19 protein-coding genes are annotated in these 25,980 nt (G+C 69.6%); 14 read left to right on the plus strand and 5 right to left on the minus strand.

The genetic code is table 11. The features are described from left to right. Nucleotides 1-19 precede the first annotated feature (19 nt). The 7 genes from ACSQ2F_RS18755 to ACSQ2F_RS18785 all read left to right on the plus strand — a co-directional run bounded on the left by ACSQ2F_RS18755 (nucleotide 20) and on the right by ACSQ2F_RS18785 (nucleotide 9,929). On the plus strand, nucleotides 20-1,801 hold the full coding sequence (locus ACSQ2F_RS18755) for a pectate lyase (RefSeq protein ID WP_436025582.1): 1,782 nt from the start codon (nucleotides 20-22) through the stop codon (nucleotides 1,799-1,801). Nucleotides 1,802-1,949: 148 nt separating this feature from the next. Next, the gene (locus ACSQ2F_RS18760) at nucleotides 1,950-2,690 is read left to right on the plus strand and encodes a FadR/GntR family transcriptional regulator (protein ID WP_436025584.1); all 741 of its coding nucleotides are present in this window, start codon (nucleotides 1,950-1,952) and stop codon (nucleotides 2,688-2,690) included. Between the two features lie 196 nt (nucleotides 2,691-2,886). Further along, a complete protein-coding gene (gene garL, locus ACSQ2F_RS18765; RefSeq protein WP_436025586.1) occupies nucleotides 2,887-3,672 on the plus strand; it encodes a 2-dehydro-3-deoxyglucarate aldolase in 786 nt (261 codons plus the stop codon). 91 nt (nucleotides 3,673-3,763) lie between these two features. Further along, complete coding sequence (gene glxR, locus ACSQ2F_RS18770) at nucleotides 3,764-4,660, plus strand: 2-hydroxy-3-oxopropionate reductase (RefSeq protein WP_436025588.1); 897 nt, start codon at nucleotides 3,764-3,766, stop codon at nucleotides 4,658-4,660. Nucleotides 4,661-4,745: 85 nt separating this feature from the next. Then, complete coding sequence (ybaL, locus tag ACSQ2F_RS18775; protein ID WP_436025590.1) at nucleotides 4,746-6,458, plus strand: YbaL family putative K(+) efflux transporter; 1,713 nt, start codon at nucleotides 4,746-4,748, stop codon at nucleotides 6,456-6,458. A gap of 110 nt (nucleotides 6,459-6,568) precedes the next feature. Continuing rightward, on the plus strand, nucleotides 6,569-8,452 hold the full coding sequence (locus ACSQ2F_RS18780; protein ID WP_436025592.1) for a DUF1800 domain-containing protein: 1,884 nt from the start codon (nucleotides 6,569-6,571) through the stop codon (nucleotides 8,450-8,452). 16 nt (nucleotides 8,453-8,468) lie between these two features. Continuing rightward, nucleotides 8,469-9,929: a DUF1501 domain-containing protein gene (locus ACSQ2F_RS18785; protein WP_436025594.1), complete on the plus strand. Its 1,461-nt coding sequence runs from the start codon at nucleotides 8,469-8,471 to the stop codon at nucleotides 9,927-9,929. 90 nt (nucleotides 9,930-10,019) lie between these two features. Here the strand turns inward: ACSQ2F_RS18785 and ACSQ2F_RS18790 are convergent, their stop codons facing one another. Continuing rightward, complete coding sequence (locus ACSQ2F_RS18790; protein WP_436025596.1) at nucleotides 10,020-12,083, minus strand: ATP-dependent helicase; 2,064 nt, start codon at nucleotides 12,081-12,083, stop codon at nucleotides 10,020-10,022. 115 nt (nucleotides 12,084-12,198) lie between these two features. Here ACSQ2F_RS18790 and ACSQ2F_RS18795 point away from each other — a divergent pair, with 115 nt between their 5' ends. Continuing rightward, entirely contained in the window at nucleotides 12,199-13,728 is a 1,530-nt protein-coding gene (locus tag ACSQ2F_RS18795) for an alkaline phosphatase D family protein (RefSeq protein ID WP_436025598.1), read from the plus strand. Nucleotides 13,729-13,767: 39 nt separating this feature from the next. Beyond that, nucleotides 13,768-14,727: an AEC family transporter gene (locus tag ACSQ2F_RS18800; protein ID WP_436025600.1), complete on the plus strand. Its 960-nt coding sequence runs from the start codon at nucleotides 13,768-13,770 to the stop codon at nucleotides 14,725-14,727. Here the strand turns inward: ACSQ2F_RS18800 and sppA are convergent. Next, the gene (gene sppA, locus ACSQ2F_RS18805; protein ID WP_436025602.1) at nucleotides 14,721-16,577 is read right to left on the minus strand and encodes a signal peptide peptidase SppA; all 1,857 of its coding nucleotides are present in this window, start codon (nucleotides 16,575-16,577) and stop codon (nucleotides 14,721-14,723) included. The genes ACSQ2F_RS18800 and sppA overlap by 7 nt on opposite strands. Before the next feature lie 184 nt (nucleotides 16,578-16,761). Between sppA and ACSQ2F_RS18810 the strand changes: the two genes are divergently transcribed. Further along, the gene (locus ACSQ2F_RS18810; protein ID WP_436025603.1) at nucleotides 16,762-18,273 is read left to right on the plus strand and encodes a catalase; all 1,512 of its coding nucleotides are present in this window, start codon (nucleotides 16,762-16,764) and stop codon (nucleotides 18,271-18,273) included. 134 nt (nucleotides 18,274-18,407) lie between these two features. On the opposite strand, the gene ACSQ2F_RS18815 is transcribed toward ACSQ2F_RS18810, so the two are convergent. Then, nucleotides 18,408-19,229: a zinc-dependent peptidase gene (locus ACSQ2F_RS18815; protein ID WP_436025605.1), complete on the minus strand. Its 822-nt coding sequence runs from the start codon at nucleotides 19,227-19,229 to the stop codon at nucleotides 18,408-18,410. Between the two features lie 97 nt (nucleotides 19,230-19,326). On the opposite strand from ACSQ2F_RS18815, the gene ACSQ2F_RS18820 reads away from it, so the two are divergent. The 3 genes from ACSQ2F_RS18820 (at nucleotide 19,327) to ACSQ2F_RS18830 (ending at nucleotide 21,425) form a co-directional block, all read left to right on the plus strand. Continuing rightward, on the plus strand, nucleotides 19,327-20,478 hold the full coding sequence (locus ACSQ2F_RS18820; RefSeq protein WP_436025607.1) for an NAD(P)/FAD-dependent oxidoreductase: 1,152 nt from the start codon (nucleotides 19,327-19,329) through the stop codon (nucleotides 20,476-20,478). Nucleotides 20,479-20,593: 115 nt separating this feature from the next. Further along, entirely contained in the window at nucleotides 20,594-20,788 is a 195-nt protein-coding gene (locus tag ACSQ2F_RS18825; protein WP_436025609.1) for a hypothetical protein, read from the plus strand. A 115-nt stretch (nucleotides 20,789-20,903) separates the two neighbouring features. Continuing rightward, nucleotides 20,904-21,425, plus strand: a complete 522-nt coding sequence (locus ACSQ2F_RS18830; RefSeq protein WP_436025611.1) for a hypothetical protein — start codon at nucleotides 20,904-20,906, stop codon at nucleotides 21,423-21,425. A 51-nt stretch (nucleotides 21,426-21,476) separates the two neighbouring features. On the opposite strand, the gene ACSQ2F_RS18835 is transcribed toward ACSQ2F_RS18830, so the two are convergent. Both ACSQ2F_RS18835 and hemE read right to left on the minus strand, forming a co-directional pair. After that, a complete protein-coding gene (locus ACSQ2F_RS18835) occupies nucleotides 21,477-23,564 on the minus strand; it encodes a primosomal protein N' (RefSeq protein WP_436025613.1) in 2,088 nt (695 codons plus the stop codon). Between the two features lie 337 nt (nucleotides 23,565-23,901). Continuing rightward, entirely contained in the window at nucleotides 23,902-24,996 is a 1,095-nt protein-coding gene (hemE, locus tag ACSQ2F_RS18840; RefSeq protein WP_436025615.1) for a uroporphyrinogen decarboxylase, read from the minus strand. A 55-nt stretch (nucleotides 24,997-25,051) separates the two neighbouring features. Here hemE and cysK point away from each other — a divergent pair, with 55 nt between their 5' ends. Further along, nucleotides 25,052-25,972, plus strand: coding sequence for a cysteine synthase A (gene cysK / locus ACSQ2F_RS18845; RefSeq protein ID WP_436025617.1), 921 nt, complete (start codon nucleotides 25,052-25,054; stop codon nucleotides 25,970-25,972). Nucleotides 25,973-25,980: the final 8 nt, after the last annotated feature.

The raw sequence follows: 25,980 nt of genomic DNA on the forward strand, positions 1-25,980 counted from the left end.
ACCCCCTGAGGAGTTCACCATGAAACGAAGAATGTTCGTGCTGTCGGGCCTGACGCCGATCGCACTCGCCGCCTGCGGCGGCAGCGACGATGACGTCGCCACCCCCGATCCGGGGGCCACCGGAACCCGCGGCGCAGCGCTCGATGCCATGCGGCGCGCGGCCCGCCACATGGACGAACAGGTCTCGTACCGTGGCGGCTATGTGTGGCAGTACCTGCCCGACCTGTCCGTGAGCTGGGGCGAAATGGAAGCCAAGCGCAGCATGTGCTGGATCCAGCCGCCGGGAACGCCCACGGCGGGGCACGCCTTCCTCGACGCCTACCACGCGACCGGCGAGGAGCTCTTCTACAACGCCGCCGTGCGCACGGCACAGGCGCTGATGTCCGCACAGCACCCGGCCGGTGGCTGGAACTACATCCATGACTTCGCCGGCGAGGAGTCGCTGAAGCACTGGTACGACACGATCGGCATCAACGGCTGGCGGCTCGAAGAGTTCCAGCACTACTACGGCAACGCGACCTTCGACGACGCCGGAACGGCCGTGTCGTCGCAGTTCCTGCTGCGCATGTACCTCGAGAAGAAGGACGCCCAGTTCAAACCGGCGCTGGACCGTGCCATCGACTTCGTCGTCAAGGCGCAGTTCGAGGGTGGCGTGGCGGATGGCGGCTGGCCGCAGCGCTGGCCGGTGCAACCGGCGGCCATCACCAGCATGCCCTTGCCGAACCCGGGCCAGGTGCCCGCCGGTGCACGCGTCGGGATGGAAGACGGCGACTACACCACCATGGTGACGTTCAACGACGATGTGGCCGGCGAGAACATCAAGTTCCTGCTGATGTGCATCACCTCGCTGGGTGAGACCCGCCTCGTCACGCCCGTGATGCGTGCCATGGAGTGCCTGCGCCGGCTGCAGCAGCCCGGACCGCAAGCCGGCTGGGGCCTGCAGCATCTGGCCGCCGACCGCAACGGCCGACCGGCCGGTGCGCCCGCCGGCGCCCGCAGCTACGAGCCGCGCGCCTTGGCGACGCACACCACGCAGACCAACGTGCAGCAGCTGTTCAACTACTTCCGGGTCACAGGAGACCGTCAGTACCTGGCTCGCGTGCCGGAAGCCATCGCCTGGCTGGAGAGCTGCAAGCTGTCGGCGCAGCAGATCGCCGAGAACCCGCTGCTGGCGAACCGCACGCACCCGACCTTCGTCGACCTGGGCACCAACCAGGGCCGCTTCGTTCACCGCTACGGCTCGAACATCTGGAACGGCGCGTACTACCACGACAACGATCACCGCAACACGCCGAGCCACTACTCCGCCGGCCGGCCGATCAACATCGACGGCCTGAAGACCACGTACGACCAGCTCAACAGCATGAGCGACGCCGCCGTGGCCGAGATGGTGGCCAACTCGCCGCTCAAGGCCACCGCCGTGCGCCCGTTGCCGAAGTACTTCTCGGTGCGGGAAGTCGACTTCGGCGACCTGTTCGCAGGTGCGGTGATGAAGACGCCGGAGGTCACCGAGGAAGCCGCCGTGAAGCTGGTGGAGGACCTCGGCACGAAGAACCACTGGCTCACGCCGCTGCCCCAGGTGACGAACCCGTACCGCGGCAACGGTCCGTCCACGCCCTACACCGGCACGGCCTACCAGAGCCGGCATGTGGGCGACGTGTACGACACCTCGCCGTACGATCCGCTCGAGCCGCCCGACATCGCGCCCTATGCGAAGCAGGAGCGGCCGCTGGGCATCTCGACCAGTCAGTGGGTGTCCAACATGGCCAAGCTCGTATCGTTCGTGGCGCCGGTGAAGTAAGGTAGCCGCCGTCGGCGGGCCACCGAAAGGTGCCGGCCGGCTGTGGCGCCCCCGGGAATGGGAGCGTCGCAGCCGGCCCCGGCTTTGATACAGTTCTCACGCGGGTCGTCATACAACAAGTTCCCGCCGCCGTACCGAGATGATCCCGATGAACATGCCCCCGCTGGCCGTCCGCCGCACCAAGCCCCGCAACCTCGCGCTCGACGTGGTGGACGGGTTGATCGAGCGGGTCCGCGCCGGACAACTGGCCGTGGGTGCGAAGCTCCCGACCGAAGCCGCCATCATGGACGAGTTCGGCGTCAGCCGGACGGTGGTTCGCGAAGCGCTGTCCAAGCTTCAAGCCTCCGGCGTGGTGCAGACACGGCACGGCGTCGGCACGTTCGTGGTCGGCCTGGGCGACGCCAGTGCCTTTCGCATCGGGCCCGAACAGCTCGCCACCCTGCGCGACGTGATCGCCGTGCTCGAGCTGCGGCTCGGCCTCGAAACCGAGGCCGCCGGCCTGGCGGCCATGCGCCGCACTGACCAGAACCTGGCAGCCATGCGCCAGGCACTCGATGAGTTCGCGGCCGCGCTGGACGCCGGCAAGAACGCCGTCACGGCCGACTTCGCCTTCCACAGCGAGATCGCGCGCGCGACGCACAACCCTCACTTCGCCGACCTGGTCGGCGCCCTGGGCATGACGGCGATCCCGCGCGCCCGGCTCGACGCGACGAACCCGAGCGACGCGGAAAAGTTCAGCTACCTGCGCCGAGTGAACGGCGAGCACGAGAGCATCTACGAAGCCATCGTTGCGCAGGACCCCGACGCAGCCCGTGCGGCCATGCGAACTCACCTTGTCAACAGCCGCGAGCGCCGCCGCCGCGCCGCCGCCATGGCCGGCGACGCCTGAGCCCGCCGACGGCGCTCGGCGAGCGCCGCCCCCGAGTAAACCCGGGGTTGTTTCCGGTTGCGGTTCGCCCCGTCAGGTTGTACGATGACCGACAACAATCGAGCCCTCCAGGGCCAGGCGTGACCACGTCCGCCGTCCCCTCGTCCGCCGCGGGTCCAGCGCGCCCCGTGATCCCCGTGCCCTCGAAGGTCGCCCCATGCCATCTGCCCCAGCCCCGTATTCCAGCTTCCCCAACCGCCTTCGCGAGGACCTGCGCGCGGGCAAGCGGCTGATCGGCTGCTGGTGCTCTCTCGCCAACCCCATCACGACCGAAGTGCTGGGCGTGGCCGGGTTCGACTGGTTGCTGCTCGACGGCGAGCATTCACCCAACGACGTGCTGAGCTTCATTCCCCAGTTGATGGCCTTGAAGGACAGCCCGAGCGCGCCGGTCGTGCGCCCCTCGGAGAACAGCACGGTGGAAATCAAGCGGCTGCTGGACGCCGGCTTCTACAACTTCCTGATCCCGTTCGTGGAAAGCGCCGACGATGCGCTCCGGGCCGTGGCGGCCACCCGCTACCCGCCGCAGGGCGTGCGCGGTGTCTCGGTCTCCCAGCGCAGCAACCGCTACGGCACGGTGCCGGGCTACTTCACCGGCATCAATGAACAGATCTGCGTCGCCGTGCAGATCGAAAGCCGGGCCGGCCTTGCCGCAGCCGCGGACATCGCCGCGGTGGACGGCGTCGACTGCCTCTTCGTCGGTCCGTCCGACATGGCCGCCGGCCTCGGCCACCTGGGCAACGCCAACCATCCGGAAGTGCAGGCGGCCATCGCCACGGTGTTCGACGCCGCCCGCCAGCACGGCAAGCCGATCGGCATCCTGGCTCCAGTCGAAGCAGACGCCCGCCGCTACCTCGCGATGGGCGCGACCTTCGTCGCCGTCGGGAGCGACCTCGGCATCTTCCGCGGGGCCACCCAGGCCTTGTGCGACAAGTACCGCGACTAAGCGCCGCGACTGACACGCCGGCCAACGGGCCCGCGCCGATGCGCCGGCCCGCGCCGCTCCTTCTTCTCCACCTCCTTCAGGACCACCACACATGAGCAAGCTGGGTTTCATCGGACTGGGCATCATGGGCGCCCCCATGGCGTCGCACCTCGTCAAGGCCGGACACGAACTCTTCGTCCATACCCGCAGCAAGGTGCCGGCCGAGCTGGCCTCGCTCGGCGCCAAGCCGTGCGGCAGCGCCAAGGAAGTTGCCGAGTCGGCCGACATCGTCTTCCTCATGCTGCCCGACACACCGGATGTGGCCACCGTGCTGTTCGGCGACAACGGCGTCGCCTCCGGCCTGAGCAAGGGCAAGGCCGTGGTCGACATGAGCTCGATCTCGCCGCTGGAAACCAAGGCTTTCGCCGAGCGCATCAACGCCCTCGGTTGCGACTACCTCGACGCACCGGTCTCCGGCGGCGAGGTGGGTGCCAAGGCAGCGTCGCTGACCATCATGGTGGGCGGCAGCGAAGCGGCCTTCGAGCGCGTCAAGCCGCTCTTCGAGTTGATGGGCAAGAACATCACGCTGGTCGGCGGCAACGGCGACGGCCAGACCTGCAAGGTGGCGAACCAGATCATCGTGGCGTTGAACATCGCGGCAGTGGGCGAGGCCCTGCTGTTCGCGAGCAAGGCAGGCGCCGACCCGGCCAAGGTTCGCCAGGCACTGATGGGCGGTTTCGCCTCCTCCCGCATCCTCGAGGTGCACGGCGAACGCATGGTCAAGCGCACCTTCGCGCCGGGCTTCCGCATCGGGCTTCACCAGAAGGACCTCGGCCTGGCCCTGGCCGGCGCGCGTGAGCTGGGCGTCGCCCTGCCGCAGACGGCGGGCGCCGCGCAGCTGATGCAGGCTTGCGCCGCACACGGCTTCAAGGACCTGGACCACTCCGCCCTCGTGCGTGCCCTTGAACTGATGGCCGACCACCAGGTCGCCCCGGACCCCAAGGCCTGACCCTTCATCGCCCTGGCAGAACGCCTCCCCTGCGGAGGCGTTCTCGCTTCTGCCGATAAACTGGCCCGCAACCCGGAGGAGCCGCATGCCGCATGACGTCAGCCTGATCTCCACCATTGCCGTCGGTCTGGGCCTGGCCATGGTGCTGGGCTTCCTGGCGGCACGGCTGCGGCTGCCGCCCCTGGTGGGCTACCTGCTGGCCGGCATCGTCATCGGGCCGGGCACGCCGGGGTTCGTGGCCGACATCGGCCTGGCCGGGCAGCTGGCCGAGATCGGGGTCATGCTGCTGATGCTGGGCGTGGGCCTGCACTTCTCGGTCTCCGACCTGCTCGCCGTGCGTCGCATCGCCATCCCCGGCGCGCTGCTGCAGATCACTGTCGCCACGCTCATGGGCATGGCCACCTCTCACCTGTGGGGCTGGAGCCTGGGAGCGGGGTTGGTGTTCGGCCTCTCGCTGTCGGTGGCCAGTACCGTGGTGCTGCTGCGGGCGCTCGAGAACCACGGCGTGCTCGAATCCGTCAACGGCCGGATCGCGGTCGGCTGGCTGGTGGTGGAAGACCTGGTCATGGTGCTCGTGCTCGTGCTGCTGCCCGCGCTGGCCGGCCTGCTGGGCGGCTCGAACGAGGCACTGGCCGGCTCGAACCCCGGCCATGGTCTGCTCTTCACCCTGGGCATCACCATCGCCAAGGTCTCCGCGTTCATCGCCTTGATGCTGGTGGTCGGCCGCTGGGCCTTTCCCAAGCTGCTGTGGCTGGTCGCCCGCACCGGTTCCCGTGAACTGTTCACGCTCTGCGTCATCGCGGCCGCGCTCGGCGTGGCCTACGGGTCCGCCCGCCTCTTCGACGTCTCGTTCGCGCTGGGCGCCTTCTTCGCCGGCATGATGATGCGCGAGTCGGAATTCAGCCACCGAGCGGCCGAGGAGTCGCTTCCCTTGCGGGATGCGTTCTCGGTGCTGTTTTTTGTGTCAGTCGGTATGTTGTTCGATCCCGCCGTGCTGGTCAGCGACCCGCTGAAGGTGTTGGCGGTCGTGCTGATCATCATGGTGGGCAAGACGCTTGCGGCGTTCGCCCTGGTACTCGCCTTCCGCTACCCCCTGAACACGGCGCTCACGGTGGGTGTGAGCCTCGCGCAGATCGGGGAGTTCTCCTTCATCCTCGCCGGCCTGGGCATGAAACTCGAATTGCTCGACCCGGCCGGCCACAGTCTCATCCTGGCCGGAGCGCTCATATCCATTGCCCTCAATTCGGCCCTGTTCGCAGCGATCGAGCCCGTGCAGGCCTGGGTCCGCAAGCACTCCGCACTGGCGCGCCGACTCGAGGCGCGTGACGATCCGCTGGCGGAACTGCCCACCACGGTGGATGCCCGTTTCCTGCAAGGGCAGGTGGTGCTCGTGGGCTACGGGCGGGTCGGTCGGCGCATCGCCCGCATCCTGCGCGAGCACCGCGTGCCCTACGTGGTGGCCGACGAGCACCGGGAAATCGTCGAACAGCTGCGCGCCGAGCACGTGCCGGCCGTGGCCGGCGATGCCGCGGACCCCGCCGTGCTCATCCAGGCCCACATCGCCCGCGCCTGCATGCTCGTCATCGCCGTGCCCGACGCTTTCAGCGTGCGCAAGATGGCCGAGACGGCCCGCCTGCTGAACCCGGGCATCGAAGTGATCGTGCGCAGCCACAACGAGGGCGAGGCCGAACTGCTCGAGCGGGACGAAGTGGGCAAGGTGTTCGTGGGTGAGCACGAACTCGCCCGCGGCATGTCCGAGCATGTGCTGAGCCGCATGACAATTCCCCACATCCGGTAACAGCCCCCACCCCACCTTCCTGCTGCAATCGCCGCTGCGCCGCATCGGCCGAGCCCCTCCGCGGGCGCGATCCGGGTGCGTCCCGCCCTCTCCAGCAGACAAGGTGCCCCATGCCGGTTGATCGACTCCCCGCCGCTTCCCTTCCCGTGACCGCCCGGCACCGCCTGGCCACCGCCACGGCGTCCGCCTTGCTGGCAGCGGTGCTCGCCGCGTGCGGCGGTGGCAGCGGCGACACCGCGACCGCATCCGGCCCCGCGCCCGGCCCGACCACGGGCACGGGCGGCGCAGACGGCACGGGCAGCGCGCCCGGCACCACGGGCCCCGGCACCTCGGCGCCCGCGCCAGCCCCGGCACCCAGCCCCGCACCGGCCCCCGGCCCGGCGCCTGCACCGGCACCGGCACCTGCTCCGGCGCCCGCCGCTCCGACAACCACCGCCGACGCCGTTCGCCTGGCCGACCAGGCCTCGTTCGGCCCCACTGAATCCCTGGTCACGAGCATCAAGGCGCAGGGGCCCGCGGCGTGGCTCTCGACCCAGATGGCGCTGCCCGTGTCCTCCCGGTACACCCGCGGCGGGGACGACTCGGTGCACAAGCACACCGCGGCCGGCGACTTCTGCGCCACGCGCGGCGCTGACTGCTGGCGCGACTGGCAATCGACCGAACCGCTGCTCTGGGACTTCTACCGCAACGCGATCTCCCAGCCCGACCAGCTGCGCCAGCGCGTCGCCTTCGCGCTGCAGCAGATCGTCGTGGTGAGCGGCATCGAGGTGAGCGGCACCTACGGCTTTCGCAAGTACCACAACGATCTGTTGAGCCTGTCGTTCGGCAACTACCGCGACGTGCTGCGCAAGGTGACGCTGTCGCCGCTGATGGGCGACTTTCTCAACAACGCGAACAACGACAAGGACGCGCCGAACGAGAACTACGCCCGCGAACTGCTGCAGCTGTTCTCGATCGGCACCTGCGAACTCGAGGCCGATGGCGCGCTGAAGACCGGCAAGTGTGTGCCGACCTACGACAACGAAACCGTGCGCAGCTACGCCTACGCCCTGACCGGCTGGACGTACCCGGCCGGCGGCGCCACCTCGTATGGCTGCTGGCCCTCGGGCGCCAACTGCCGCTACTACGGCGGCGACATGGTCAAGGTGGACAAATACCACGACACCCAGGCCCGCGCGCTGCTCGGCGCCTACGCCCTGCCGGCGGGCCACACCGCCGACACGGCGCTGAACACCGTGCTCGACAGCCTGATGGCGCACCCGAACACGGCGCCCTTCATCGGCCGCCAGCTCATCCAGCACCTGGTGACGAGCAATCCCTCGCGCGCCTATGTCGGTCGCGTGGCCGCCGCCTTCAATGCCGGCAAGTACCAGACCTTCGGCACCGGCAAGCGGGGCGACCTGGCCGCCACGGTGGCCGCGGTCCTGCTCGACGCCGAGGCGCGCAGTGCATCCACCACCGCCACGGGCGGCAAGCTGCGCGAGCCGGTGCAGATGTTCACCGGCGTGCTGCGCGCGCTGAACGGCAGCAGCGACGGCAACGCGCTCAGCTGGTGGTGGGGCGGCATGATGCGCCAGCACATGTTCAGGCCGCCGTCGGTCTTCAACTTCTACCCGCCGGACTACCCGGTGGCGGGCACGCAGCTGGTCGGCCCGACCTTCGGCATCCACAACGCCAACACCGCGCTCAGCCGGCTGAACTTCCTCACCTACCTCATCGACTGGGGCGGCACGACCGCCGCCAGTTCCGGCGTGCCCAACCCGCTGGGGACGACCGTGAACCTGAGCGCGTTCACCGCCGATGCACCGGACGCCGCCAAGCTGGTGGACCGCCTCTCCCTGCTGGCGCTCGGCCAGGCGCTGCCGGCCGGCCCGAGGGCCGAGGTGATCCGCGCGGTGGAAGCCTCGCCGGGCGGCACCAACGCCAACCTCAACCGTGTGAAGACCGCCGCCTACCTGGTGTTCGGCTCGCCGCAGTACCAAGTGCAACGCTGATCCCGGGGGAACCGACATGACACACCACCACCACGCCGCCCCCGCTGCCGCCATGAGCCGCCGCGAATGGCTCGCCCGATCGGGCCTCGGCCTCGCCGGCGCCCTGGGCGCCGGCACGCTCGGCAACCTGATGCTCGCGGCGCGCCCCGCCTATGCGGCCGACTACAAGGCGCTTGTCTGCATCTTCCTGTATGGAGGCAACGACGGCCTGAACACCATCGTGCCGACCGATGCCGCCCGCCACAACCAGTACAAGGCCGTGCGCGCGGGCCTGCACCTGCCGGTCGCCAGCCTGCGCCCGCTGACCGGGACCTCCTATGGCCTGCACCCCGCGCTGGCCGGCCTGGCTCCGGTGTGGGCCGACGGCAAGCTGGCGCCGGTGTTCAACGTGGGCACGCTGTACAAGCCGATGACCAAGGCGCAGTTCCGCGCCGAGCCGGCCAGCTCGGACCTGATTCCCGATAACCTCTTCTCCCACTCGGACCAGCAGAACCTCTGGGAAAACGGCACCACCGACACCATGACCCGCACCGGTTGGGGCGGGCGAGCCTCGGTGGCGCTCGGCACCGCCAATCCGGTGATCTCGGTCGGCGGCACGCCGCGCTTCGGCCTGTCGGACACCCAGTCGCCGCTCGTGCTGCCCGAAACGCCCGGAGACACCTTCGGTGCCTACAACCTCCAGCCGGCCGACCTCACCTACGCGCCCAATGCCGCACGCAAGAAGGCGCTGGACGCGCTCTACGCCGAGGGCCAGTCGCTCGAATTGCGCGAGGCCTTCACCGCCGCGCAGCGCAATGCCTTCAGCGTCTCCGACCGGCTCGGCGCCCTGGTGAAAGTGAAGCCCGGAAGTGCCGGCACCATCGCGGCCATCGACACGGCCTTCGCCTCGCTCACGCGCGCCGACAAGACCCTCGCCACGCCGATCGCCCGCCAGATGTACCAGATCGCCAAGCTCGTGGCCGGCAACGCCACCGTGCTGGGCAACCGCCAGATCTTCTTCGCGCAGATGGGCGGCTTCGACACCCACGGCGGCCAACTCGTCTCGGGCAGCCCGACCGAAGGAGCGCACGCCGACCTGCTGCAGGGCCTGGGCGATGCGCTGGGCGCGTTCTACGCGGCCATGAAGGCGCTCGGCCTGTCGGACGCCGTCACGGCGTTCACCCAGAGCGACTTCGGCCGCACCTTCAAGCCCAACAACAGCACCGGCACCGACCACGCCTGGGGCAACCAGCACATCGTGCTCGGGGGCGCGGTGAAGGGTGGCACGACCTACGGCACCTACCCCGACCTCACCCTGGGCGGCGCCGACGACGTCGGCGTGGAATCCTGGGAACTGCAGGGCCGCTGGATTCCCACCACCTCGGTGGACCAGTACGCCGCCACCCTGCTGGGCTGGTTCGGCGCCTCGGACAGCCAGCTCACCAGCGTGTTGCCCAACCTGCGCAACTACACGACGAAGAAGCTCGGCTTCGTGTGATCGCCTCGGCCGCGTGACCGTGTGACTGCTTGACCGCGCGGCCGCCCGGCACCGGCGCGGCGTGCCGGTGCACCAGCGGCCACCCCGTCCTCAGCCCGCCGGCTCGGCCTGCGGCGGCACGGCCTGCGCCGCCCGCGCGGCTGCCGCGGCGCGCAGGGCCTTGAGCTTCTCGCGCGGGTCTTCCTTCGCGCCCACCTCGTCGAGCTTCATCTCGGCGATGAAGCGACTCGGCACGCCCTGAACGAATTCCCGGCCCTTCTTGCGCCGACGCAGCACGTTCACCGCCAGGGTCCGCCGGGCCCGCGTGATGCCGACGTACATCAGGCGCCGCTCTTCTTCCAGGCGCTGCGGCGTCATGTCCTCGTCCTCGCTGCGGAAGGGCAGCAGGCCTTCGTTGACCCCGGCCAGCACGACGTGCGGCCATTCGAGGCCCTTGGAGGCGTGCAAGGTGGAGAGCGTCACCACGTCCTGCTCGTCGCCGCGCTCGGCGAGGCTGATGATGACCGAGATGGTCTGGGCAACGTCGAGCACGCTCTTGCGCTCGGTCTCGAAGGTCACGCCGCCATCGTTCTCGAGCTGGCCGCCGCAGCGCTTGGCGATCCAGTCGACGAAGTCCATGACGTTGGACCACCGGCCCGCGGCGACCTTCTCGCTGTCCTCGCCCTCGTAAAGGTGCTTCTCGTAGTCGATGTCCTTGAGCCAGCCCATCAGCAGGGCCTTGGCCTCCTCCGAACCGGTGGTGTGCCGTGCCCGGTATTCCAGGTCGTTCACCGCGCGGCCGAACTCGTGCAGCGACGCCACGGCCGCGGCCTTCAGCGAAGCGCCCAGGCTTTCGGCGAACAGCGCCTCGAATAGGCTCACCTTCCACTTGCCGGCGAACTCGCCTAGGCTCGCCAGGGTCTGGTGGCCGATGCCGCGCTTGGGCGTGGTGACCGCCCGCAGGAACGCCGGGTCGTCGTCGTTGTTGACGAGCAGGCGCAGCCAGGCGCACAGGTCACGGATCTCGGCGCGTTCGAAGAAGCTCTGTCCGCCCGAGACCTTGTACGGAATGTTCGCCTTGCGGAAGGCCTTCTCGATCACGCGAGCCTGGTGGTTGGCGCGGTAGAGGACGGCGAAGTCCTTGAACCCCACCTCGCCGCCCTGGCCGCGCAGGCTCTGGATGCGCGCCACGGCACGCTCGGCCTCGTGCTCCTCGTTGTCGCACTCGATCAGGGCCACGGGCTCGCCGTCCCCGAAGGCGCTCCACAGCTTCTTCTCGAAGAGCTTCGGGTTGTTGCCGATCACGCAATTGGCGGCGCGCAGGATGTAGCCGGTGGAACGGTAGTTCTGCTCCAGCGGGATGACCTTCAGGTTGGGGTATTCCTGGGGCAGACGCCGCAGGTTCTCGATGGTGGCGCCGCGCCAGCCGTAGATGCTCTGGTCGTCGTCGCCCACCGCCGTGAACATGGCCCGCTCGCCGACCAGCGACTTCAGCAGCTCGTACTGGATGGCGTTGGTGTCCTGGTACTCGTCCACCAGCACATAGCGCAGGGTGTTCTGCCACTTGGTGCGGCACTCCTCGTCGCGCTGCAGCAGCTTCTGCGGCAGGCTGATCAGGTCATCGAAGTCCACTGCCTGGTACGCCGCCAGCCGCTCCTCGTAGCGCCGCATCACCCGCGCGGTGACGCGCTCGTCGTCATCGAGGGCGGCAGCCTCGGCCTGCTCGCTGTCGAAGCCCTGGTTCTTCCAGAGGCTGATGGTCCATTGCCAGCGGCGGGCCTGGTTGATGTCGGTCGTGCCGCCCGCGTCCTTCAGGATGCCGGCCACGTCATCGCTGTCGAGGATGCTGAACTTCTCCTTCAGGCCGAGCCGGGCGCCTTCCGCGCGCAGCAGCCGCACGCCGAGCGAGTGGAAGGTGCTGATGACGAGGTGCTTGGCGGCCCGCCCGCCGATCAGGTCCTTGGCGCGCTCGCGCATTTCCTGGGCGGCCTTGTTGGTGAAGGTGATGGCAGCGATCTGCCCCGGCGCATAACCGGCCTGCAGGAGCCGCGCGATCTTGTGCGTGATGACCCGCGTCTTGCCCGAGCCCGCCCCCGCCAGCACCAGGCAGGGACCGTCGAGGTGGTGCACGGCAGCCATCTGGGCTTCGTTCAGCGAGGGGGCATCGGCAGACATGTGAGGCGCGGTCCGGTCGAAGTCGAACAAGGGAGGCCGGGGATCATAGCGAGCAGCGGCCATGACCCCGCAACGCGCTCTGTGCTAGTGTCCTGGCCCTGCTGCCGCGCTGCCGATGCCGTTCTCGCCGGACCCCTCCCGCCGCTCGCTCATCTCCCTGGTGCTCGGTGCCGCGAGCGCCCCCGCTCTGGTGGCCTGCGGCCGCCTCGGCAAGCCGACGCCCTGCTTCAGCCTCGGCGTCGCCTCCGGCTGCCCGCGGCCGGACAGCCTCGTGCTCTGGACCCGCCTGTCGCCCGAGGCGCGCCCGGGACCGAGCGAGCCGGTGCGCTGGGAACTGGCCGAGGACGAGGCGTTTCGCCGCATCGTTCGCCGCGGCACCGTCACCGCCGAGGCCGACTGGGGGCACAGCGTGCACCTGCAGCCGCTCGGGCTGTCGCCAAGTCGCTGGTACTGGTACCGGTTCTTCGCGATGGGCCAGGTGTCGGCCACCGGGCGCACGCGCACGGCGCCGGCACCTGGCAGCCTCGAGCCCGTCACGTTCGCCATCGGGTCCTGCCAGCGCTGGGACCACGGGCACTACGCGGCGTGGCGTCACCTGGCGGACGAGTCGCCCGACCTGGTGCTGTTCCTGGGCGACTACATCTACGAGTACCCCTCGCCGCCCGGCGCCGTGCGCCGCCACGAGGGGCTGGTCGGCACCCATACCCTGACGCAGTATCGTGCCCGCTACGCGCAGTACAAGAGCGATCCGGACCTGCAGCGCATCCACGCCAGCGCACCGTGGCTCGTGACCTGGGACGACCACGAAGTGCAGAACGACTACGCCGCCGACCACTCGCCAGTGCTCAACCGCCGCTTCCTGCGACGGCGGCTGCAGGCCTATCGAGCCTGGTGGGAGCACATGCCCCTGCCGCCCTCCACGCGCCCCGTCGGTTCGGACCTGCAGGTCTTCGACCGCTTCGACTGGGGTGCGCTGGCGCGCTTCCATGTGCTGGACACCCGCCAGTACCGCGACCCGCAGGCGTGCGCGCTGCCCGGCCTGGGCGGCGGCAACACGGTGGATGGGGCCGACTGCCCCGCCCTGGCCGAGGCGCACCGCTCGCTGCTGGGCACCGCCCAGGAGCAGTGGCTGGCCGACGGGCTGGGGCAGGGAAGCGCACGATGGGATTTCATCGCACAGCAGGCGCTGATGGCGCCCTTCACCTGGCGCGCCGACGTTGCCCGTCACTGGACGGACGGTTGGTCCGGCTACCCGGCCGCTCGCCAGCGCCTGCTCGACACCTTGGCGGCGAAACGGGTGGCCAACCCGGTGGTGCTGGGCGGCGACGCCCACGCCAACTATGTCTGCGACCTGCACCAGCGCGCCGACGACCCGGGCACGCCGGTGATTGCCAGCGAGTTCTGCGGCACGTCCATCAGCAGCCGCGGCCGTTCGCAGGCGCGCCTCGACGAAGCCTTGCCCTGGAACCCGCATGTCCGCTACGGCCGGACCGACGAGCGAGGCTACGTGGCGTTCCGGCTGCAGGCCGAACGGCTGGAAGCACGGCTCCGCGTGGTGAGCGACGCCGCCGACCCGAGCGCCACGATCCGCACGGCGGCGCGTTTCGAGGTGGCGGCCGGACGGCCAGGCGCAGTGCGGGCCTGAACGTGTCGGGCCGTCGCGCTGCGGCGATACTGCGGCGCCATGTCGTCCATCTTCGCCGTCACATTCCCGTTCTTCGCGCTCGTGCTCGGAGGCTACCTGGCCGCACGGCGCGGCATGCTGCCGGAGTCGGCGATCCCCGGTCTCAACGCCTTCGTCCTGTTCTTCGCGCTGCCCTGCCTGCTGCTGCGCTTCGGGGCCAGCATGCCCTTCGCCCAGCTCATCGACCCGGGCCTGATGGGCACCTACGCGGTCTGCGCGCTCGCGGTGGTGGCCCTCACGATGGCACTGACGCGGCGGCAGGAGGGCGCCAAGGACGCCGCCTTCGGCGCCCTGGTCGCCGCCTTCCCGAACACCGGTTTCATGGGCGTGCCGCTGCTGGTGGCGCTGTTCGGCGAACGGGCGGCCGGGCCGGTCATCACCACCATCCTGGTCGACCTGGTGCTGACCAGTTCACTGTGCCTCGCGCTCGCCGAGTCCGCTGGAGGACGCGGTCCGGCCGGCTGGGCGCGGGCCCTGCGCGGCGCGTTCACGAATCCGCTGCCGTGGGCGATCGCGGCGGGAGCCGCATTGGCGGCCTCCGGCCTCGTCCTGCCCGGTCCGGTGAACGAGGTGGTCCGGATGCTGGCGGACGCCGCATCGCCGGTGGCCTTGTTCACCATCGGCGCGGTGTTGTGGCGGGCCGGGCGACACGCCCACACCCGCACGCCGCCGTCGCGCTTCCTGCCGGTGGCACTCGTCAAGCTCTTCGTCCATCCGCTGCTGGTGCTGGCGACGGGGCTCGCGGCACGGGCCGCGGGCTGGCCGCTGCCGGACGAGGGGCTGGCCGTGCTGGTGCTCGCCGCGGCGCTGCCCAGCGCCAGCAACGTTTCCATGCTGGCCGAGCGCTACCAGGCCGACAACGGCCGGGTGGCGCGCATCATCATGGCCAGCACCGTGCTGTCCTTCCTCAGCTTCACGGCCCTGACGGCCTGGGTGCCGCGGCTGCTGCAGCTTCAGTAGGGCGAGCAGAGGCAGTGCGCCAGCGAGGCGAACGGGTTGTTCCCGTCGGCCTGGCGTAGCAGCCAGCCCATCTCCTGCTCCGCGGCCCGCGCCGCCGCGGGCACCGGCAGCCCCGGCAGCCGCGCCTCCAGTTCATCCGCGGCCACGCCAGCGACCGTGCTGCCGATCAGTCCCAGCACGCGGTCGAAGCGGCTGCGATCGGGCTCGATGTAGAGCACCCGCGGCGGCCCTTCGAGCTTGGCTCGACGGGCTGCGGATTGAAGCGCCACGTCGATGCCCCCGAGGGTGTCGACGAGGCCGCGCTCCAGGGCCTGGGCGCCCGTCCAGACGCGGCCCTGCGCCACGCCATCCACCTCCGCCTGCGAACGCTGCCGTGCGCGGGCGACCAGCCCGGTGAACTGCCCGTAGACGTGCTGGATGTGGGTCTGCAGGACGGCATTGAAGCGAGGGTCAAGTGGCAGGCGCGGGTCGCCCGCGCCGACAAGCCAGGTGGTGGTCACCCCTTCGGCATGCACACCGAGCTTCTCCAGCGCACGGTCGGCGCGCGGCAGCAGCGCGAACACGCCGATGGACCCGGTGACGGTCGCCGGGTCGGCCACCACTTCGTCCGCGGCCATGGAAATCCAGTAGCCACCGGACGCGGCGATGTCGCCCATCGACACCACCACCGGCTTGCCGGCCTTGCGGGTCAGCTCCAGCTCCCGCCGGATGAGCTCCGAGCCGTAGGGGCTGCCACCCGGCGAATTGACGCGCAGGACGATCGCCTTGATGTGCTCGTCGAGGCGCGCCTGGCGAATGAGCTCTGCGGTCGACAGGCCGCCCACCGTGCCCGCGGGCGCAGGACCGTCGACGATGCCGCCTTCGGCCACCACCACGCCCACCGCATCGCCCGTCAGCCGCGGCACCTGGCGCGCGAGGTAGGCGTCGAAGGCAACCTGTCGGAATGTCTTGCCGTCGGCCGAGGCGGCACCGCGTTCGATCATCAGGTCGCGCAACTCGTCACGGGTCTTGAGGCCGTCCACCAGCTTGTGCTCCAGCACCAGCCGGGCCGCATCGCCGCCCGTGGCGGCGAGCCGCTGCGGCAGGTCCTCGATGAGCTTCATGAGCGTGCCGGGCGGCAGGCGCCGGGCCTTCTCGACGCCTTCGGTGTACGTGGCCCACAGACCGTCGTAGAGAAGCCGGCTCGACTCGACCGACTCGGGCGAAGGGCCGTCGGCCACGTAGATCTCGCCTGCGCTCTTGTAGCTGCCGGCGCGTACCAGGTTCACCGTCACGCCGACGCGGTCGAGCGCCTCGCGGTAGTAGTTGCGGTGTCCGCCCAGGCCCTGCACGAACAGCACGCCCATCGGGTGCATCAGCACCTCATCGGCGTGTGCGGCCAGGAAGTACTGGCGCTGGTCGTAGTTGCTGCCCCAGGCCACCACCTTCTTGCCGGTGGCGCGGAAGCGCCCGAGGGCACCCGCCACCTCACGCAGGGCCGGCAGCCCCGCACCCCGGAATTCGTCAAGCACGAGCAGGACGGTGTGGATGCTGTCGTCGCGGCCGGCCGCGTCGAGCACCGTGAGCACATCGCGCAGCTGGGTGCTCACCGGCGCGCGGCCGGCGCCGACCTGCGCGAGGGCGGTGTCGCGCGCCGTGGCCGAGCGCTGCTCCACGAGCGGGCCGCGCAGGCTGAGGACCAGCGCCGTGCGCTCGCCCAGCGGCGCCGCGCCGCCGCGCAACAACGCAACGACCAGCCACACGACGATCACGAGGAAGATGAGGTTCAGCACCACGCGGCGGCTGCCATCGAGCAGCCACCAGAGACGGCCGAAGAAGCGGCCGGTGGCAGCGAGTCGGGGGTAGGGCATGTCGGCTCCGGAAACAAGATGACCTGGACGAGGTGTCGACACTTTACGCGCCCCTCCGCCGCAGGTCACGCAAAATGCTATCGCAGCGGTTTGATCAATCAACTTCCTCAAACCGAGCGGCGCTCGCAAACTGCCTTCACTCCCGCAAGCCAATGGCCGGGTTCACTGAAGACGAGGAAGCCCCATGACCGACACGACCCGCTTGACCACCGCCTCCGGCATTCCGGTGGCCGACAACCAGAACTCCATCACCGCCGGTGCGCGCGGCCCCGTGCTGCTGCAGGACTTCCACCTCATCGAGAAGCTGCAGCACTTCAACCGCGAGCGCATTCCCGAGCGCGTGGTGCACGCCAAGGGCTCGGCGGCGTACGGCACCTTCACGGTCACGCACGACATCACCCGGTTCACCAAGGCCCGCCTTTTCAGCGAGGTCGGCAAGACCACCGAGACCTTCCTGCGCTTTTCAACCGTGGGCGGCGAGAAGGGCTCGGCGGACACCGAGCGCGACCCCCGCGGCTTCGCACTGCGCTTCTACACCGAGGAAGGCAACTGGGACCTGGTGGGTAACAACACGCCGGTGTTCTTCATCAAGGACGCCATCAAGTTTCCCGATTTCATCCACACGCAGAAGCGCGATCCGCAGACCAACCTCAAGTCGGCGACGATGATGTGGGACTTCTGGAGCCGCGCGCCGGAATCGCTGCACCAGGTCACCATCCTGTTCTCGGACCGCGGCACGCCCGACGGCTACCGCCACATGGATGGCTTCGGCAGCCACACCTTCAGCCTCATCAATGCCGCGGGCGAGCGCGTGTGGTGCAAGTGGCACTTCAAGACGCGGCAGGGCATCAAGAACCTGGAAGCCGCCGAGGCCGTGCGCCTCGCGGGCACCGACCCGGACTACGCGCAACGCGACCTCTTCACCGCCATCGACCAGAACCAGTTTCCCAAGTGGGACGTCTACCTGCAGGTGATGCGCGAAGACGAGGCGGCCGACTTCGAGGCACGCACCGGCTGGAGTCCGTTCGATGTCACCAAGGTGTGGCCTCACAAGGACTTTCCCCGCATTCCGGTGGGCGTGCTGGAGCTCAACCGCAACCCGGACAACTACCACGCCGACGTGGAACAGGCGGCGTTCTCCCCGGCCAACGTCGTGCCGGGGCTCGGCTTCAGCCCCGACAAGATGCTGCAGGGCCGCCTCTTCGGCTATCACGACGCGCAGTTGTACCGCGTGGGCACCAACCACCAGCAACTGCCGGTGAACCGGCCGCGCTGCCCGTTCCACCACCATCAGCGCGACGGCGCCATGGCGGTGCACAACGGCGGCTCGGCACGCAACTACGACCCGGTGGTGGCCTCGGGCCAGCCGTCCGGCAGCCTCGGCCACGGCGAACCCGGACTGCCACTGCAGGGCACGGCAGCTCGCCATGACGACCGGGGCGTCGCGGACGATTTCACGCAGGCCGGGAACCTCTTCCGGCTGATGACAGCCGACGCGCGCGATCGACTCACCAGCAACATCGCAGGCGCCATGGCCGGCGTGCCGGCCGAGATCCAGCAGCGCCAGATCGCCCACTTTACCCGCGCAGACCCCGCCTACGGGCAGGCCGTTGCTGCCAAGGTGGAAGCGGCGGCGCGCGCAGCGGGTTCCAGCCCCGCGCTGTCGGTGGCCAAGGAGGCCACGCCCCGCACCTGATGCGGCTCGGCCCCGGTCCCCCAACGGCGGGCCGGGGTCGCCCTCGACCGTTCCCAGGAAGCACCCGCCCCCACCGCGCTGAACGGCCCATCAGGCCCCAAGCGACCTCCGGCAACCACGGGAATGGCCGCGCGTCACCAACTCGAAGGGTCGATGCGGTAGAGCGCCACCAGCTCCGCATGCACCTCGGGAAGTTCGACGGCGAGCTGCGCGGGCTGCTCGAAGAACACCTCGGACGCGACCGCGAAGAACTCGGCCGGATCCGTGGCACCGTAATGGCTGAGCAGCGAGGGCTCGCCGTGCTCCGCGCGGCGCTGCAGGTCGGCGAAGGCCCGGCCCATGACCGCGGCCCACTGCGCGCGGCGCTGACCGGGCGACAGGTGCGGCGCTCCGTTGGCCGAACCGTTCTCCTGGTCCAGCTGGTGGGCGAATTCGTGGATGACCACGTTCTGGCCGTCGTCGGCCGAGGCCGCGCCGTCAACCGCGTCCTGCCAGGACAGGATGACCTGTCCCTGCGACCACGATTCGCCCGAGAGCACACGGCGCTGGTCCTGTTGAACGCCGTTGCCGTCGGCATGGACCCGGTCCACCATGAATGCGCCGGGATAGACCAGGATCTGCCGCAACCCCGGGTAGTAGCGGCCCGGTCCGTTGAGCAGCAGCAGGCAGGCCTGGGCGGCGATGGTGACGCGCACCTCGTCGGTGATCTCGAAGCCCTGGCAACCGATGAAGGCCTTCTCGCGAAGGAACACCTGCATGTGACGCTTGAGCTGCAGCTGCAGGTCGGTCGGGAGGGCCCGCACACACGGCACCCTGCGCCGCAGGATGGCGCGCCACTCAGCCGGGAACGGCAAGGCGCGCCAGCGGGCGCGGCGGCGCTCGGTGAACCACGGTTCGGTCACCAGCCAGGCGATCCACAGCGCGGCCAGTCCAAGGACGATGAGCAAGGTCGGCACGGCCGGCTTCCTGAAGATCAACTGCTCACAGATGGAACCGGAGCCCGGCTTTTTCAATGGGTGCGGTAGGCTACGCGCTTCCCTTCAGTTCCACGCCATGTCCACACCCGTCGTCATCCTCGGCACCGGCCTTGCCGGTTTCAACCTCGCCCGCGAATTTCGCAAGCTCGACAAGCAGACGCCTCTCGTGCTGATCAGCCGCGACCACGGCGGCTTCTATTCCAAGCCCATGCTCTCGAACGCATTGGCGGGCAACAAGAGCGCGGCCAGCCTGGTCATGAAGGACAGCGCCAAGATGGCCGCCGAGCTGGACGCGACGCTGCATGCCCAGAGCGCGGTCCGCCACATCGATACCGCCGCCCGGAGCCTCACGCTCGAAGATGGCCGCACCCTCACCTGGCGCGACCTGGTGTTCGCGGTCGGTGCCGATCCCATCCGCTTGCCCATCGAAGGCGACGCCGCGGCGGACATCCTCTCGGTGAACGACCTCGACGACTATGCCCGCTTCGCCAGCCGCCTCGACGGTGTCACCCGCGTGGCCGTGCTGGGTGCGGGCCTCATCGGCTGCGAGTTCGCCAACGACCTGCTGTCGCGCGGCATCTCTCCGACGGTGATCGACCTCGCCCCACGCGTGCTGCCCCGACTGTTGCCCGAGGCGGCGAGCGAACGGATGCAGCAACGGCTCACCGAGGCGGGCGCGGCCTTCCGCTTCGGGGTATCCGTCACCCGTGCCGAACGTGCCGGCCACGCCACGCGCCTTCAGCTGAGCGATGGCAGCCAGCTCGACGCGGAACTCGTCCTGTCCGCCGTGGGGCTGAGGCCGCGCACCGAACTGGCAGCGGCCGCGGGCTTGCGGGTGAACCGCGGCATCGCGACCGACCGGCTGCTGTCCACGAGCGCACCGAACGTGCACGCGCTCGGCGATTGCGCCGAAGTGGATGGACACACGCTGCCCTACGTGATGCCCATCATGCAGCAGGCACGCGCGCTCGCCGCCACGCTCGCCGGCACGCCGACGCCGGTGGTGTATCCGGCCATGCCGGTGACCGTGAAGACGCCGGCCTGCCCGACCGTGGTCTGCCCGCCACCGCTCGATGCCTCCGGCGCCTGGACCGTCGAGCTGAGCGACGACGGATGCGACGCCCGCTTCCACAGTGGCGACGGGCAGTTGCTCGGCTTCGCGCTCCTCGGGGCGGCGACCAAGCAGCGCCAGGCGCTCGTGGCGCAGATTCCGGGCCTGCTCGTCTGAGGAGGGCGGCGGCGCGCGCGCCCGGCGCGGGCGTGCGTTATCCCCGTTTTTTGAAGGTCCGGCGCGGCGCTGGCGGGTCACACTGGCGCATCGTCGACGCTCTCAGCACCGTCCCATGCGCCAGTTCCTCCGCCAACGCAACACCCGCCTCTACGCCCTGGGACAGCTGCTCATCGTCGCAGGCGCCTGGTCGATCGAGGCCACCGGCTCGCTGCTGCCCATGGCGCTCGCCGCCTCGGCGGCGGTGATGCTGTCCATGCCGCTGGTACGCGAACGCTACGCCCGCTTCCTCGCCAGCGTCCGCCGCTGACTGTAGGAAGCCGCTCACCGCCGGGCAGGCGCTCGTCCGCTGCACCGACCGAGCGTGCGGCGGCATTCTCTGGGCTCGCCCGCCATCCCGGCAGGGCGGCTGCCAGGAGATTCCCATGAGCAACACCGAACCCCTCGTCACCGGCCTCTTCCGCGACCGTGACAGCGCCGAGCGCGCCTACCAATCGGTGCAAGAGCGTGGCTACGACAAGGACGACGTCAACCTCGTGATGTCGGACGACACGCGCCAGCGCCACTTCGCGGACGACACCCGCACCACCGAACTCGGCAACAAGGCTGCCGAAGGCGCGGGCGTGGGCGGCGCCATCGGCGGCACCGTCGGTGCGATCGCCGCCGCGATTGCGGCCGTGGGCACCACCCTGGCCGTTCCGGGCCTGGGCCTCGTGATCGCCGGACCGCTGGCGGCAGCCCTCGCCGGCGCCGGTGCAGGCGCTGCCACGGGTGGCATCGTCGGCGCGCTCATCGGCTGGGGCATTCCGGAAGAACGCGTCAAGGCCTATGACGCGGGCATCCGCGAAGGCGGCATCCTGATGGCCGTGAAGCCGCGCAACGCGGACGACGCCGCCCACTTCGAAACGCGTTGGCGCGACGCCAGCGGCGAGTCGGTCTATCGCTGACCACCGCGAGCCGTTCGAGGTCGACTCGCAGACGGCTCCTCGCGCTGGGCCTCAAATGGCCAGAGGGTCCACGTCGAGCGCCCAGCGCAGCACGCCCTTGTGGGCACCGCGCAGGGCGGCGAGCTCGGCCATCCAGGGCGTCAGCACCCGCTGCAGCGTGCCCCGGGATTCGCTTTCCACGAGCATCTGCATGCGCTCGACACCGGCCACCCGGGCGATGGTGGTCGGCACCGGCGGGTAGATCAGCAGCGAGGCCGCGCCCGGATGGCCGGCGGCAAGCGCTGCGGCCGATTCAAGGAAGGCGCGCGCGGCCTCCGGCGTGCGCGCTTCGGCGCGCAGGAGGGCAAGGTGGACAAAGGGCGGGAGCCCGGCGATCCGTCGCTCTGCCAGCTGGCTGGCAGCGAAGGCATGGAAGTCATGCTGGCGCAAGGCCGTGTACACCGGGTGAGTCGGGTGCCAGGTCTGCACCCACATCTCGCTGTGCCCGGCTCGCGACGCGTCCCGGCCGGCCCGTCCGGCTGCCTGCATCAACAGCGAGAAGAGGCGTTCGGGCGCCCGGAAGTCGCTGCTGAAGAGGGCGCTGTCGGGATTCACGGCCGCCACCAGGGTGATGCGCCGGAAGTCGTGACCCTTGGTGATCATCTGCGTGCCGACCAGCACATCGACTTCCCCTGCATGCACGGCCGACAGGCTGGACTCGAGCGCTCCCTTGTGGCGGGTGGTGTCGGCATCGATGCGGGCCATGCGCGCGCCAGGCAGGGCCGCGGCAAGCTGTTCCTCCAGCCGCTCCGTGCCCTGCCCGAGCGGCGCGATGTCCAGGTTGCCGCAGTCCGGGCAGGCCCGTGGCACCGGCTGGCTCAGGCCGCAGTGATGGCAGCGCAGCGTGCGGTCGAGCTTGTGGAAGACACGCCAGGCGCTGCAGTGGGGACAACCGCTCTTCCAGCCGCAGTCGGTGCAGTGCAGGACTGGTGCATAGCCGCGTCGGTTGAGAAACACGAGGCTTTGCTCGCCACGATCGATGCGGGCGGCGAGGGCGGCCACCAACTGGGGAGCGAGTGCCGTGGTGGCCCCGCGCACCTTGGGCAGCAGGTTCATGTCGGCGATGCGAACGGTCGGCAAGGCGCCCCCGCCCACGCGGCTCGGCAAGGTCAGCCGAAGGTAGCGCCCTTCCTCGGCCCGCTGCCAGCTTTCCAGTGAAGGGGTGGCGGAGCCCAGCAGGACGCAGGCCCCTTCCAGCTTGCCGCGGTAGACGGCCAGGTCGCGCGCGGAATAGCGGGCGCCCTCCTGCTGCTTGAAGGACGGGTCGTGCTCTTCATCCACCACGATCAGGCCGAGCCGCGGCAGCGGCGCGAAGACGGCCATGCGCGTCCCGAGCACCAGGTCGGCCAGACCCAGGTGGGCAGTGAGCCAGTTCTTCAGGCGCTGCGCCGGGGTGAGTCCACTGTGAAGGGAGACGATCCGCCGGGGCACCGGCCCGGCAGCGAAGCGCTCGGCGAAGCGCGCCTCCAGCTGCGGCGTCAGGTTGATCTCGGGCACCAGCACCAGCACTTGCCGTCCGCCGGCAAGCGCTGCCTCGGCGGCTCGCAGATAGACCTCCGTCTTGCCGCTGCCGGTCAGCCCGTGCAGCAGCACCACGGGCGCCTGCCCGGGCTGCGTGGCGGCGGCCAACCCGGCGAGCACCTCGGCCTGCCCCGGTGTCAGTTCGGGCAGCGAGGGGCGCGGCCGTTCCGGCAGGGGTTTGGCGAGCGACTTGCGAAGCCGGGCGATGCGACTGCCCAGGCCCTCGTCGTCCAGCTTGCGGAGTTCCGGCGGCAGGACCGCCAGCGCCACCTCGCCCAAGCCGCGTTGGTAGTACTGCGCAGCGAACTGGATCAGGTCGCACCAACGCGGGGCCAGAGGCGGCAAGGACCCGAGCACCGAGGCCACCGGCTTGAGTGCGTGCTCTCCCGCGCTGCCCGCATCGGTCCCCGACCAGACGATGCCCGGCACATCCCGGCGACCGAGCGGTACGCGCACCAATGTCCCGGGTGCCAGTGCCTGCTCACTCAGGTAATCCAGCGCACCTCTCAACCCGGAATGCAGCGGCGCATCGACGGCCACCGCGACGCGGTGCAGTTCGGGCTCGTCTGCAAGGGTCAATTTACGATCCAAAGTTCAGATCGTCTTGAAGGAAGTCTCGCAAGGCCATGATTCCAGAGCGCTTTTACGTTTCTCCACCGGAGCTGTGGATAACTTTGTGGGTAAACTGCCCACAGCGTCGCTAAGACGTTGATCTGTTTGGCTTCCGCTTGGATTGCCCACTTTCGCGGCACCTCGTGAAACTAATAAAATCAACAACTTACGACGCGTCTCGCAGAACGCTCAAGGTCGGTACTTCTCCGCACCGCTTTGGCTCTCGGAAGCGGTTTTTTGGGGATAAGTCAAGCCTGAGCGACTGCTTACTGGCAATTGCATGAGTGTTCAGCGAAGCCGGCGCTCACGCGCCCGTCTGGCGCTGACGCTTCGAGTGCTCGTGCACCGTGTCCACAAGCACCTTCACGTTTTCGGGCGGAGTGAACTGGCTGATGCCGTGCCCGAGGTTGAAGATGTGGCCGGCCGTGCTGCCGTCCGGGTTGGCCGGCGCTCCGAAGCTGTCGAGGGTGGCAATGGCCTGGGCCCGTACCTGCTCGGCTGGCGCGAACAGCACGTTCGGGTCGAGGTTGCCCTGCAACGCGACCCGGTCGCCCACCAGGCGGCGCGCGCGCCCGAGGTTCACCGTCCAGTCGAGGCCGACGACGTCCGCCCCCGAGTCGGCGATCTCCTCCAGCCACAGCCCGCCGCCCTTGGTGAAGACGATGTGGGGAATGCGCTGGCCGTCGTGCTCTCGTTTGAGGGCCGCGAGCACACGGCGGGTGTAGGCCAGGCTGAATTCCTGGAAGGCCCCGTCGGCCAGCACCCCACCCCAGCTGTCGAACACCATCACCGCCTGGGCGCCGGCGTCGATCTGGGCGTTCAGGTACTGCGCCACGGCCTCGGCGTTCACGGCCAGCATGCGGTGCATGAGGTCGGGCCGGCTGTACATCATGGACTTGACGAGGCGGTAGTCGTCCGAGCCCTGGCCTTCGACCATGTAGCAGGCGAGCGTCCACGGGCTGCCCGAGAAGCCGATGAGGGGCACGCGGCCGTTCAGCGCGCGGCGGATCGAAGTGACCGCATCGAAGACATAGCGCAGACGGTCCATGTCGGGCACCGCCAGGCGGGCCACAGCCGCCTCGTCGCGCACCGGCGTGGCGAACTTGGGGCCCTCTCCGATGGCGAAGCTCAGCCCGAGGCCCATGGCGTCCGGCACGGTGAGGATGTCGCTGAAGAGAATGGCGGCGTCGAGTGCATAGCGCTCGAGCGGCTGCAGCGTCACCTCGGTCGCGTAGTCGGTGTTGGTGGCCAGCCCCATGAAACTGCCCGCCTTCGCCCGCGTGTCGCGGTACTCCGGCAAGTAGCGACCCGCCTGACGCATCAGCCAGACCGGGGTGTGCGGGGTGGGCTGGCGCAGACAGGCGCGCAGGAAGCTGTCATTCTGGAGGGGAGCAAACATGGGTGGATTATCGTTGCAGTGCACTGATAATTTGCCACCACGACCGGAGAACACCATGCTGGCCCAGAACGTTCTGCACACCATCGGCAACACGCCCCACATCCGCATCAACCGCCTGTTCGGCACCAGCCACAGCGTGTACGTGAAGAGCGAGCGGGCCAACCCGGGCGGTTCCGTCAAGGACCGCATCGCGCTGGCCATGGTTGAAGCGGCGGAACAGGACGGCCGGCTCAAGCCGGGCGGCACCATCATCGAGCCCACCTCGGGCAACACCGGCGTGGGCCTGGCCATGGTGGCCGCAGTGAAGGGCTACCGCCTCGTGCTCGTCATGCCCGAGAGCATGAGCATCGAACGGCGGCGGCTGATGCTCGCCTACGGTGCGAGCTTCGAGCTCACGCCGCGCGAGAAAGGCATGAATGGCGCCATTGCGCGCGCCGCCGAACTGGTCGCCCAGACGCCTGGGGCCTGGATGCCGCAGCAGTTCGAGAACCCGGCCAACATCGACGTGCACGTGCGCACGACCGCGGCCGAGATCGCTGCTGATTTTCCGAGCGGGCTCGACGCCCTGATCACCGGCGTCGGCACCGGTGGCCACATCACCGGCTGCGCGCGCCACCTCAAGTCCCTGTGGCCGAAACTCAAGGTGTACGCGGTGGAGCCCACCGCGTCGCCCGTGATCAGCGGTGGCAAGCCGGGCCCGCACCCCATCCAGGGCATCGGTGCCGGCTTCATTCCCCGCAACCTCGACACGGAACTTCTTGACGGGGTCATCCAGGTCGAGGCCGAGGCGGCCAAGGAGATGGCCCGTCGCTCGGCCCGCGAAGAGGGCCTGCTGGTGGGCATTTCCTCGGGCGCCACCCTGGCCGCCATCGCGCAGAAGCTGCCCGAACTGCCGAACGGCGCGACGGTGCTGGGCTTCAACTACGACACGGGCGAACGCTACCTGTCGATCGAGGGATTCCTGCCGACCGAATGAATGCGCGG

The sequence above is a fragment of the Rhizobacter sp. LjRoot28 genome, from assembly GCF_964253025.1.
Classification (GTDB): Bacteria; Pseudomonadota; Gammaproteobacteria; order Burkholderiales; family Burkholderiaceae_C; genus Rhizobacter.